The sequence below is a fragment of the Mesorhizobium sp. M7A.F.Ca.MR.148.00.0.0 genome (assembly GCF_003997735.1).
Classification (GTDB): domain Bacteria; phylum Pseudomonadota; class Alphaproteobacteria; order Rhizobiales; family Rhizobiaceae; genus Mesorhizobium.
The window spans coordinates 1-11,808 of sequence record NZ_RZTB01000071.1 but is presented as its reverse complement, the minus strand read 5'-3'; the positions used below and the strand labels follow the sequence as shown (position 1 = coordinate 11,808).

At 58.1% G+C, this 11,808-nt stretch carries 11 protein-coding genes; 5 read left to right on the top strand and 6 right to left on the bottom strand.

Going from position 1 to position 11,808, the window contains the following annotated elements; genetic code table 11:
• Positions 1 to 87: 87 nt before the first annotated feature.
• Genes EOB49_RS22455 through EOB49_RS22430 form a run of 6 tightly spaced genes read right to left on the bottom strand, consistent with a single transcriptional unit; the run spans position 88 to position 4,564 of the window.
• Positions 88 to 600: a hypothetical protein gene (locus EOB49_RS22455; RefSeq protein WP_032899688.1), complete on the bottom strand. Its 513-nt coding sequence runs from the start codon at positions 598 to 600 to the stop codon at positions 88 to 90.
• Positions 576 to 1,934: a type III secretion system ATPase SctN gene (sctN, locus tag EOB49_RS22450; protein WP_024505372.1), complete on the bottom strand. Its 1,359-nt coding sequence runs from the start codon at positions 1,932 to 1,934 to the stop codon at positions 576 to 578. The genes EOB49_RS22455 and sctN overlap by 25 nt, the downstream gene beginning before the upstream one ends.
• The gene (gene sctL, locus EOB49_RS22445) at positions 1,931 to 2,554 is read right to left on the bottom strand and encodes a type III secretion system stator protein SctL (protein ID WP_024505371.1); all 624 of its coding nucleotides are present in this window, start codon (positions 2,552 to 2,554) and stop codon (positions 1,931 to 1,933) included. The genes sctN and sctL overlap by 4 nt, the downstream gene beginning before the upstream one ends.
• Positions 2,551 to 3,237 (bottom strand): nodulation protein NolU, encoded by a 687-nt coding sequence (locus EOB49_RS22440; RefSeq protein ID WP_281033888.1) that lies wholly within the window; start codon positions 3,235 to 3,237, stop codon positions 2,551 to 2,553. Before EOB49_RS22440 ends, sctL begins: the two co-directional genes overlap by 4 nt.
• Complete coding sequence (gene sctJ / locus EOB49_RS22435; RefSeq protein WP_281035262.1) at positions 3,182 to 4,018, bottom strand: type III secretion inner membrane ring lipoprotein SctJ; 837 nt, start codon at positions 4,016 to 4,018, stop codon at positions 3,182 to 3,184. The genes EOB49_RS22440 and sctJ overlap by 56 nt, the downstream gene beginning before the upstream one ends.
• A 36-nt stretch (positions 4,019 to 4,054) precedes the next feature.
• Positions 4,055 to 4,564, bottom strand: coding sequence for a nodulation protein NolB (locus EOB49_RS22430; protein WP_024505368.1), 510 nt, complete (start codon positions 4,562 to 4,564; stop codon positions 4,055 to 4,057).
• Between the two features lie 187 nt (positions 4,565 to 4,751).
• Here EOB49_RS22430 and EOB49_RS22425 point away from each other — a divergent pair, with 187 nt between their 5' ends.
• The 5 genes from EOB49_RS22425 (at position 4,752) to metK (ending at position 11,696) form a co-directional block, all read left to right on the top strand.
• On the top strand, positions 4,752 to 5,450 hold the full coding sequence (locus EOB49_RS22425; RefSeq protein ID WP_024505367.1) for a secretin N-terminal domain-containing protein: 699 nt from the start codon (positions 4,752 to 4,754) through the stop codon (positions 5,448 to 5,450).
• Positions 5,451 to 5,877: 427 nt separating this feature from the next.
• Positions 5,878 to 7,686, top strand: coding sequence for an HrpF/NolX family T3SS translocon protein (locus tag EOB49_RS22420; RefSeq protein ID WP_245472785.1), 1,809 nt, complete (start codon positions 5,878 to 5,880; stop codon positions 7,684 to 7,686).
• A 1,057-nt stretch (positions 7,687 to 8,743) separates the two neighbouring features.
• Complete coding sequence (locus EOB49_RS38795) at positions 8,744 to 9,088, top strand: helix-turn-helix domain-containing protein (protein WP_084831489.1); 345 nt, start codon at positions 8,744 to 8,746, stop codon at positions 9,086 to 9,088.
• Positions 9,089 to 9,125: 37 nt separating this feature from the next.
• Positions 9,126 to 10,463 (top strand): serine hydroxymethyltransferase, encoded by a 1,338-nt coding sequence (gene glyA / locus EOB49_RS22405; protein WP_127248568.1) that lies wholly within the window; start codon positions 9,126 to 9,128, stop codon positions 10,461 to 10,463.
• 57 nt (positions 10,464 to 10,520) lie between these two features.
• Positions 10,521 to 11,696: a methionine adenosyltransferase gene (metK, locus tag EOB49_RS22400; protein ID WP_063169265.1), complete on the top strand. Its 1,176-nt coding sequence runs from the start codon at positions 10,521 to 10,523 to the stop codon at positions 11,694 to 11,696.
• The last annotated feature ends 112 nt before the right edge of the window (positions 11,697 to 11,808 follow it).

The window sequence follows — 11,808 nt, the reverse complement described above, 5'->3', positions numbered from 1 at the left end:
CGGGTGTGACCGCAGCGCCTATCAAAGACTGCACGGTCGTGTCATTCGGACGACCTCTTGCGACCGTCGGATCCGGTTGCGCGGCATTTAGGCAAGCGACCCCCTCGCATATTTCAGCAGTATCTCATCGTCGGCCTCGATCTCGGCTGCGGCCTCCGAATGAGTCTCGACGGCGCGCCGCACGTCGTCCTCGATTTGTTGCCATTTGTCCCTTGCCGCCGAACATATGACCCATAGCTCCCTCGTCCTGGACGCCGCCATCTCAGCCTCCTCTTGAGCGATTTGGGTATCATCAAGCATCTGCCGTCTGGAATTGATCTCAGCGGCAAGCTGTTCAGTGTGAAGGCGGTGACGGTCGAGCGCTGCGCTAGACAAGTTGTCGAGTGACATCAGATGCTGATAGAGCGCTGCTTCTTTTCTTGAACAATGTTGCTGTATCATTGCAAGCTCCCTAGAGGCATTTTGTACGGCTGAGGCGGCCACATCGCGCTGGGCTTCCTTCTTGGACAGCTCGCCAAGGGCACGACGCTCTTGCATTTCCTTCAGAAGCCGTAACCTCGAAGACTGAATCCAGTTTACGCGGTCAGACGCGACATCCATGCGACCGTCTCCTCGAAATCTGACGCGTCATCTTCGCTCTGGCGCAGAAACTCCCTCAGTTCGTCGATTGACGCGACAGCCCGGTCAGTCAGGGGATCTCCACCTGGCTTGTATTCGCCAACATTGATCAAGAACTCGGTCTCGGCATAGCGCGACAGGAGCTCGCGGAAAATGGATGCTGCCTTGCGATGTGTCCCCGAAACGACTGCATCCATGACGCGGCTGCGACTCTGCAGCACATCAATAGCGGGGAAATGCGATCGCGCCGCAATAGCGCGTGAGAGGATGACATGGCCATCGAGAATACCACGCGATTCCTCGGCGATTGGATCACCCGTGCCATCACCCTCTACAAGCACCGTATAGAAGGCCGTGATTGAGCCCCGCTCACCCATGCCGGCGCGCTCGAGCAGGCCTGGCAGCATGCCAAAAACGGAAGGAGGAAAGCCCCGTCGCGTCGGCGGCTCACCCGCAGCAAGGCCTATTTCGCGCATAGCGCGGCAGAAGCGCGTCAGCGAATCCAGCATGAGAGCAACGCGTAGGCCTTGATCGCGGAAATATTCCGCGAGCGCAGTCGCCATTGGAGCGCATTGCGCGCGCTCTACCGCCGAGCGGTCGGATGTTTCAACCACGACGACTGTACGGAGAAGGCCCTCTTCACCAAGATTCCTTTCGATGAATTCACGAACTTCCCGTCCACGTTCGCCTATGAGCGCCACTATGACGACGTCAGCGGCGGCACCCTTTACGATCTGTGACAACAGCGTCGACTTGCCACCACCTGGCTCGCCATAAATCCCGATCCGCTGGCCCTCGCCGCACGTCAGCAGACCATCGAGGACACGGACCCCAAGCGGGAATGGCCGCTCAATCATGCGCCTCGTCATCGGATTGGGGGCTCTGCCATGCAGGGGCCGAGTTTCGACGGTCTTGATTTCGCCTTTGCCGTCCAATGGGCGGCAACGACTGTCGATCACGCGACCGAGCAAATCGCCGCCGACGGGCACCTCACGCATTCGGCCAGTGGCCACGACCTCTGCGCGGCTGGATAGGCCCACCAAGTCCCCGATCGGTGTCAGCAATACACCATCACCCGACAGGCCGATCACCTCGGCCTCGAGCGACAGCCCGGTTCGCGGGTCCTCTAGGAGGCAAAGTTCCCCAATACGAGTGTCTGGCAAGACGGCATGAACCAGTGTGCCGATAGCCCGCGTGATCCGACCGCGCACCGCACGCGTGTCAATTCGCTTGGCCGCAGCCCTCAAAGACGAGATTGCTGGAACGAGAGCTCGAGTGTCGGCGTCAGCGTTATGTTCTGGGACGGGCTTTCTCATAGCTCGCCTTTCTCACAGAGCGTCCCGAAACCAAGGCGCAGCGCGCGCATCTGGGCGTCAAGTCCAAGGTCAACATTGCCGTACTCGCTCCACAGCACGCAGCGTTGCGGCGACAATGTCGGGTCGGGCTCGATCCGCACCCTTGGTCGACCATCCTGGCCGTCGCATCGAGCAAACTCTCGTGCAAGCATGTCGACTTGCATGGGAGAAACATGAAGGCAAACGTCGGCGCCGCTGTATTGACACTCTATGGCGTGACGAACAGCCCTCACCAATAGCTCGCCCGGATCGAAAGCGCCGATAAGATCGCTCAATATTTCCATCACGAGCTGCGGCAATTCCTGCTCCAGAGCCGCCTTTCGTCGCGCGATTTCGGAGATTGTCTCCGCAATCAACCCTGCCATCTCCTCGGTGCCTGCATTCGAGCCCTCCATGTGGCCGCGCGCCCACGCCCGCTGGTAAACCGCGCGTGCCCAGTTTCGAACGCGCTGCCGATGCCGTTCTGCCGCGGCAAGGGCTTGCGCGGCGCTGTGCCAGGTTTCGAGCTCGCTCGCGGGTATCAGTGGTCCGACTGGACGCATCTGCGGCGCTATTGGCCCCTCGGAAAGTTCGACTGTCATTTCACCGGGGTCTCTGTCTCAAAATGAGCTACTACAAGTGAAAGCAATTGGCCGGCGGCGGTCCAATGCTCAGGTGCAGGAGTCTCCGCGGCAGTCCCCTCGGGCAATCGAAGAAGCACGCGGTTACGCTCGGTAGCTGAACTGTCCTGGAGCCAAGCCCCAAGACATGCGTGTCCATCGTATTCGATTTGCTGAGCGAGTTTTTCTGGGTCCGAGATCAGTCTTTTGTCAACAGCATGCAGCAGGTGTCGGATTCCGAATGCGTGTGCATCCACGCCGATGCGTTTAACAAGGATGGCAAGCTCAGGCTGAGAGACAAACGCGACCAGCGAACGGGCATGCCAGATACTACCAGCAAGAAGGGCCGCTCGATATGGATCATGCCCGCGTAGAAGGTCCGGCCTGCAGCCGATGTGGTTCAGATCCACGTCATCGTTGCCCAGCAATTCTGCCAGCCTTGGATGCAGTCTGGAACACTTCTGCAACTTCACTAACGTTTCGGCCGATAACGCTGGATCAAGACGCGCCGCAAGACGGGTTGGATGGGCCGAAGCCGCAAGCTCGCTCGCGCCCGGAAAGTGCGGACCATCAGGTCGGGCGGTCTGTATAGGCATTGGCAATGAGATGTCACCCACGTCCAATTGCAGGCATTCTTTTGCGAATGGCCTCGACAGCAGAAGCATCCCGGCGCCCCTCGACCTTGGAAACGCCGGTTGATTGCTTGCGCCGACGCGTAACAACGCCGATCAAGAGATAACAGGCCACGCCGAATACGGCTGCGGCAAAACCTGTTACGGTCGCCAGAAGTGGCGCAGGAAGAGGTAGTGATGCTTGTGGCAAAACAGCAGTCGGATCGGGCCGTTGCTCGTGTGCGGACCGTTCTACCGGCACCAAAACCACTTCCACCTTATCGTAGGACAGGCCTTCGATGCTGTCGGCTACAAGCATCTTTATCTTTGGCAGCAGAGCCGCGACATTTGTTTTTGCGTCGTGCCTGATAAACACCGAGGCCGAGGATGGCGTGGCACCGGCTCGCACAAGGTCGTTATGCGGCAGCACGACGTGAACACGTACAGAAAAAACGCCATCGATATCGCTGATCGTCCGCGACAACTCTTCGCTCAGGGCATACACGTAACGGGCACGCTCTTCGGTCGGCGAGGCAATCAGGCCTGATCCTTGGAATATCTCACCGAGGTTCTTGAAGGATTGGCGCGGCAGCCCCTTGGCGTTCAGAAGGTTGATTGAGAAGGCGAGCAGCTTTTCGTCAACCTGGATCGTGCTGGTTCCATCCTTGGCGACCACCCGGATCGCGGCGACCCCGTTGTCTTCAAGAAGTGCGAGCATTTCATTTGCCTCACGCTCTTGCAATTGCGTGTAGAGGTCGGCTTTGCAAGCAGTGAGGGCGACGAGAACTGGCAGCATGACAAGTCTAACCGACCGCCACCCTGACAGGCCACGCATGATTTCGCCCTCGGCCAAGCCAATCATGCGCGCGGTTCAGCCTTCCTTCAAAAGTTTATTCACGGATGATGTGACGCCGCTGACGCCTTTGGAGATAAGCGCCACCTGGGTGACGCCGTTGTAAACATCCCGAAGACCAGCCATCATCGTTTCGAAGTCTTGCCCTTGTTGGGGAATGCCCGAGATTCCGGTTCCCGCCTCACCTGGAACGGGAAGCTTCTGCGCCGGTCCCGGTAGAGCGCCCTTCGAAAGGGCTATGTCATGGTCGAGCGCGGGGAAGGAAACAGTGTTGTGTGGATATAGGGAGGAAATCGTCTGCAACACGCGATCGCCCATGCCGCTCGTCGGCGCAGCCGCGCGCTGAACATCCATCGCCGCAGCAACTGGCGCCGCACTCGCTGGCCCCGCGGCGGCATCGTTTTTCAGCGAGTCGGCTGCATGCCCTAAGGCGCGCTCAAACTGGGCCTGCTCGACAATCGACGGTGATCCGACCCTGGGGAGGCCAGCCGTTAGAGTGGCAGAGATCGACGTGACAGGCATCATCATGTAAGGACTCGGTTGCTCTCTCTGACCGGGCGAGCCCCGCCCATTCATCACCCGGTGTCGGCGCAACACTCCTAGGGGGGCAAGCTGACAACAAGCTGACTAACGGCGGCGTCATTTCGACAATCTAAAATCTCTTCGGCAATTTAGTCACTTGTGATGATTTCAGCGTTTGGTTTATCAGTGCGACATGCCGAGAACGCTTATCCAACCCGTCACCCTGCATGTTTTGAGACTTCTTTGTGCCGGGTTTTTTCTGTCCACCGGGATTCACCCGGCGCATGCAGTCCCGCTGTCCCTTCCGGCGACACCCTATAGATACACGGTTCTGGATCAGGAGCTCGCTGCAGCGTTGCAGGAATTCGGCAACAACCTGAATATCAGGGTCAACATCAGTCCTGCGGTGAAGGGGCGAATTCGCGGACGTATGCCTGATTTGCCACCGCGCGCGTTCCTCGACCGCTTGACGAACCTTTACGGTCTACAATGGTACTATGACGGCCTTGTGCTCTATGTGTCTGCTGCACAAGAATCGCAAACTCGAATGCTTTTGATGACGTCGATTCGCTTCGATGCGTTCAAGGGGGCTCTCGACAAGCTTGATATCTCCGACGAGCGCTATGTGGTCAAACCCGTGCCAGGCAATGGCCTCGTCTTCGTTTCCGGTCCACCGCGCTTCGTCGCACTCGTGGAGCAGACCTTTAACGGCTTGGTGGCGCAGGCGCAGGCGCAGACTCACATAGCGGCAACGCCAAAGGAATCAGTGCTGATCTTGTTTCGCGGCTCCTCCACTACGGTCGTTCGCGACGGACGACCGGATGCTTCTTATTCTTCTGACATCCCACAACAGGATAGCGTTGGCGGGAAGCCTGAGCTGGGCAAGAAATGAACATTGAGGATTTCCCGCAGCTCTGAAGAACATGACTGCGGCTACCCCTTTGTGAACTCTTCGCAAACTCGTCAGTTTCTCGAAAGCTAATCCGCTCATGATGAGTCCCGGCAGCTCTCGCGGTGACTCCGGCCATTGTGTTGGACCGAACCTTGGAGCCGGCCCGGAACACAGCAATTGAAGGCAGGGCAGGCGCATTCGTGACCTGCCGACGCTTGGAATTGTCGAATTTTGTGAAACGCAAGGGATCTTCTGTCGGGGTCTCTTGTGGGGATTTCAACGTCACGTCTGAGGATGCATAATGTCGGCCAGTAATCTTTCAACTTTCTACCGCTCAAATTCGCTACAGTCCGCAAGGGGTTGGCCGGGCCTGAAAGTTTCCCATTTTGCGACCCAGCATCAGCAAAGTGCATCGTGCTTCGAAGCGATGCTGTCCACTTGTGTGCTGGCAGACAAGGCCGGCTCTTTCGCGCAAGGGGATCTGCCAGCGTCGAATCTTGATTCGACAATGGATAAATTGCGGCAGGACCCTTTGGGCCATCTGGCACCGGATGTCTTGACATTGAATGGCTTGGAGCAACACCCACTGGATCTGCTGCCGCCAAATATGAGGGCGGCTCTCAAGGAGGACCAATCGCAACGCTCCAAGGCGACTGAAGCCCAACATCTGCTCGGCGTCACTCCGAAGATCGAGCCGGCTCCCAGGCCGAGCCCCGGAATCACGTGGAACGGTGGGTCGCTGACCACGGCTGAGTTGCAGATTGTTGCGGTACTCAACCGTCACAAGGACCAATGCCCGCTTACTTGGAAGTCGTTGACCGACAAAGCCAATGATCCCTCTACGCCACCGGATCTGAAAGCGGCGATCCAGGGACTGCAGCAGGATTCGGGACTTTTTTATGCGATTGGCTCGCAGGGCGACGGCCGCTGTGGAGGCAAGATCAACGCCAAGGACTTGGCCGGATTTTCAAACCACCACCCACAAGTTGCTGCATTTCAGGAAGCCCAAGCGCGAAGCTACGAGCAGAACTACATACCATCCGACGGCAGCGGAGGTTTGCAGCCTTCGGTCATGACCTTGAGCGATGCCTTGCGGGAGTTTTACCGGTACTCCGAAAATCTGTCCAAGGACCTGAGTCTGGATGAGTTCAAGAAAATGGTCGGCGGCGAATCGAAAAACGGCAAATTTCCGCCCCAGGTCATTGCGGCGGCGCAATATTTCCTCGATCACCCCGATGCTTGGAACCAGTTGTGCGGTGGCTCGAAAGGGAAGATGCACAAAGAGGATTTCCTGCAAGTCGCCTCATCGTCGATGAGCCTCACGCAAACTGAGCTGAATACGGTCGAGATGATCAAGGACCATCAGGACACGTTCTTTGGAAGCGGTGTTCTGACTCGCGACAAACTGGCGAAAATGAAAGACGACAAGAGCCTTGATCCGAAAGTGCGGGAAGCAGCCTCTCAGCTCCTTTCAGATCCTCTTTTGTTTGGCCTCCTGAACAATTCGATCACGGGCTATAAGACCCATCATAAATTCTTCGACTTTGGCGGCGGGCATACGGTTGATTCCGGCAATATCAGCAAAAAAGACTTTGCCCATTTTTGCACAAACATGTCGTCTGCGAACCGCAACGTTCAGCAGCCAATCACCCACGGCGCCCAAACCGCAGAAGAGCAGAATGCCGTCGCGGACATGAAGATGGGCCTGATGGACCAGCCTGACATTAAGTCAGCCAAAAAGAACGGCGGGGCCGTCATGCACGTCGTCGACTCCGTGCTCAAAATCGAGACGAAAGTGCTCGACTTGGCGGCAACGGCGGTGGGACTGCTCAGCTTCATTCCGGGCCTCGGACAAGTAGCCGATCTTGCCTCGATGGTTCTCGAGGCTGAGTCGCAAGCAGCCAATCTCCTGCGTACGGCCATTAACGGAGGCGATATGAAGCGAGCGCTGGAGGAAGCTGGCCTCAATATGGCCGCGCAGGCGATCGGCCTTATCGCAGGCCCCGAGGTCAAGCTGGCCATTCGAAATGGGCTCGTAAAGCACCTGATGGAAGAGGCCTTGGCGGCAGGCATTGATCTTTCGGTCTCGACGGCGCAGGACTACGCAGAAGGCTATGTGAATAACCTCAAAGCGCGCCTTGCAGGCGGCCCTGAGCAAAGCCTAGGCCTTCCGAGCATGCCATCATTCCAGAGTGTGGCAAGCAATGTGCCCTTCGTCGGCATTGCCTTATCCTAGCCGTCGCCTTGCGCGGAAGCTTTGGCTCGCGCGCTGACATAAGGGTCATTGTGGCACAAGCAGGGGTTCATCCGCATCAACGCAAGCGGTGTTCCTGACGCCATCTGGATCGGACTGTGAGGGGGATGTCCGAAGTCTGTGAAGGCTTCGGTATATGACGACTTCAGAGTTACGCTGAGCCCAGCCATCTCGAGCCGGTGCGCCGGGTCGAGGTTTTCACGGGCGCCGGCCGGCAGCGGGAATGGTCTCCGGAAGGCACGGCGCGGATGGTGGCGGAGCGGCGCAGCCGAAGGAACGGCTGTCGCGCGCCCAGGGCGGCCTCCCGAACAGCCAGACGATGATCTCCTGCCTTGGGCCTATATCCTTGTGCCCACGCTCAAGGCAGTCGGCTGAAAACAGCGCTGATTTAAAACAGCATTATCCTGCACTGCACCCTCGATCCTTGCGCTCACCGATCGCTCGTCGACACGCACGCGGTCAAGTCGTTATCGGCGCTATGCCGATGGGCTTCGAGAGCAAGGTGGACGCTGAGCGGTGCGTCAGCCTAGGGCGGGGCTGGCCAGCTTTGGGTCTCACGCTCTATGACGGCAACACCCGGCTGATCCACTTGGCCTGTTCGCGGGCTCCCGGCAGCGGCGCGGAAGCCACGGTCCGCCTTTCTCGGCTTCAGGCCAAAGACACCGCAGCATGCTCCAGAGCTATGTCTGCCGCCTTCGCCCCATCGTCGCTGGTCATGTGGAAAGGACAAGCAGGCTACGCACCCCATAATCCCGTCGGGCAGGATTCGACAGTCGACGGCGAGACATTCGCCAAACCTCACCCTTGATTCTCAGCAACGTTAAAAAAAATTCACATAATGTTCGTGAGTGTAGTCTCCTGTCAGGTGGTACATTAGCCCCAATATCTGGCGTCTTAGTCGTAGAAAGGACTGTGATCTATCTTCCATTAGCATCCATACCAGCGGATTTACAGCAAATGACGAGAGAGGTCTCATGCGGATTGATGGGGATAGAAGGGCTAGCGGCTTGCTGCATCCCGTCCGGGTTGATGCCAACCAATGTTGACACTGGTAAATCGCCTAAGGACGGCAGCGCATCTTGATCGCCTTCGAATCCTGGGCCTTTGCGCGCATGCGGATCTAACCGTCGGCGAGCTGGCCGATATTACCAGTCTGCCTCGCGAGCAGGTTCGACGCCACGTTCGGCGGCTGGTCAGAGCCAACTTTCTTTGCTGCAACGAACAACGTCCGCAGTCTTCGTACCATATGCAAGCAGGAGGCAAGGATGGCGGGCTGGCTCAATTGGTGGTCGATCTCCTGCCCCACGATGATGGCCATCATAAAAGAGACCTACAACGCCTGGAAGCAATACAAGACGCGCGGTTGAAGGGACCGCCTGCTTGATCGTGAAATAGATCAGTCCAAATGGAGCGCGACTACCATGGATAACTCCGCCGGCGGCGCCATCGCGCAGCCCGATACTTACGGGCGGCCTCACTTAGCCGCCGTCGACTCCCGCGTTCACGAACTGCTTCTAAGACAGGAGCGTCAGGAGCGGACAACTCTCAAACTGATCGCCTCCGAGAACTTTGCCTCCTCGGCGGTGTTGGAAGCGACCGGGTCGATTTTCACCAACAAGTATGCCGAGGGATACCCCGGTGCGCGCTACTACGCCGGAAACGAGATCGTCGATGAGCTTGAGACCCTCGCGATCGAGCGCCTGAAAGCGCTATTTGGCAGTGAACACGCCAACGTCCAGCCTTATTCAGGCTCGCCAGCCAACCAGGCTGTCTATCGCGCGCTTTTGAGCCCCCGTGACAAAGTCATGGGCTTGCCTTTACCCGAAGGCGGCCATCTGACCCACGGTTGGTCCGTCAATTTTTCCGGCAGCGATTATCAGCGCGTCCCGTACAGGCTGCACGAAAAGACACAGCAAATTGACTATGACCACTTGCGCGAGACCGCCAAGCGGGAACGCCCGAAGCTAATTTGGGTCGGCGGAACTGCTTATCCGCGTATTTTTGACTACGCGGCAATGGCCGAAATTGCTTCGGAGGTGAACTCGTATCTGGTGGCTGACATCGCCCACATCTGCGGCCTGGTTGTCGCAGGAGTGCATCCGAACCCCGTGTCCCATTGCGATGTGGTCACCAGCACCTCTCACAAGTCGATCCGCGGTCCCCGGGGTGGCTTCATTTTATCAAGGAATGAAGACCGTTATCAGCCCCTCCATCATCCGAAGAGCAAACACAATCTGGCCAAACGTATAGACCGCGCCGTGTTCCCTCTTCTGCAAGGCGGACCGCATATGAATACTATCGCCGCGCTTGCCGTCGCTTTGCAGGAAGCAGCGAACTCGTCCTTTCGTGTCTACGGTCAGCAGATCGTCCACAGAGCCAAGGCTCTGGCCCAGGCACTTCTGGAGCGAGGTTATGAACTCGTCACCGGGGGCACTGACAATCACATGCTGATCCTTGATCTTCGGGACCGGTCGCTGTCAGGCAAAGCCTATGCGGAGCGCTTATCGCGTGCAGGCATCATTGCGAATTTCAATATGGTCCCGGGCGACCGGCGGCATCCGGCGCTGACAAGCGGCATCCGCTTAGGGACACCAGCGGTGACGTCCATGGGCATGCGCGAAACGGAGATGGTGCAGATCGCCGCTTTCATCGACTCGGTCTGCCGCCAGCCCGATGACCAGGAAGTTCATGCGAGCGTACGAAGAGACGTTGCCGACTTCTGCACTGCGTTCGATGTTCCCGGCATCCCCGACCGATAAGCCACCCCAATCCAGAAACTCCTCACTAACTCCAGCACTTGAAGCGAGGGCATTTTTATGACCAGGCAGTTCGTGTTCTCTTCCGAATCCGTCGGCGCGGGACACCCCGATAAGATGGCAGACAACATCTCCGATGCCATTCTCGATGCGGTCCTGCGCACCGATCCGAAGGCGCGCGTCGCCTGTGAAGTGTTGGTGAAGACGGGGATGGTCGTTGTGGCTGGCGAGATCACCAGCCATGCCCACATCGATTACAGCCAAGTCGCCCGCGATACGATACTCGATATTGGCTACGACGATGATGCGATTGGCTTTGATGGTCGACGTTGCGCCGTCGTTCTGGCCCTCACCGAGCAGTCGCCCGACATAAGCCAGGGCGTTGATGAAGGACGAGGGCAGGATCTCGGGCAAGGGGCAGGGGATCAGGGCATCATGTTTGGATTCGCATGCAACGAGACGGATACATTGATGCCCCTGCCGATCCAACTCGCTCACCATTTGACGAAAAGACAGGCCGAGGTCCGGAAAGCGGGACAGCTTGGCTGGCTGCGTCCGGACGTGAAATCTCAAGTGTCGGTACGCTACGAAGGGCTCCGCCCGGTGGCGCTGGATACCATAGTCCTGTCAACGCAGCATGACGAAGCGGTCTCACAAGCCACGGTCCGCGAAGGCGTCATTGAGGAGATCATAAAACCGGTCCTGCCGGCCCACCTGGATACTTCGGGGATCAGATTTCTGGTCAACCCAACAGGGCGGTTCGTGGTCGGTGGGCCTGCCGGCGACTGCGGCCTCACAGGACGGAAGATCATCGTCGATTCCTACGGTGGGACCGGGCGTCACGGCGGCGGTGCCTTTTCGGGCAAGGACCCATCCAAGGTTGACCGCTCGGCGGCCTATGCCGCCCGGTATGTCGCGAAGAACATCGTTGCCAGCGGCCTTGCGGAGGTCTGCGAGGTTCAGCTTGCCTACGCGATCGGCGTGGCCAGTCCGGTTTCTGTCATGGTCAATACCTTCGGAACCGCAAGGATCGAGGAAAAAAGGATCGAGCGCCTTGTTCTCGAGGTTTTCAATCTCCGACCGAAAGGCATCATCAAGATGCTTGATCTCTTACGGCCGATATACCGCAAGACGGCGACATACGGACACTTCGGGCGTGAAGAGCCTGAGTTCACTTGGGAGAAGACGGACAAAGCTGACGATTTGCTGCGTGAGGCCGGACCGGCAGCTGCGTGAGGGCGGCTGGATCAAGCGCATGCGGCAACCCATTTCAACTCGCGAGACCACGCCCGGCCGGCGTGGCAAGAAGCCGGCTCGGGTTTTGGCGGAGATTTTGATGCCGGATTAT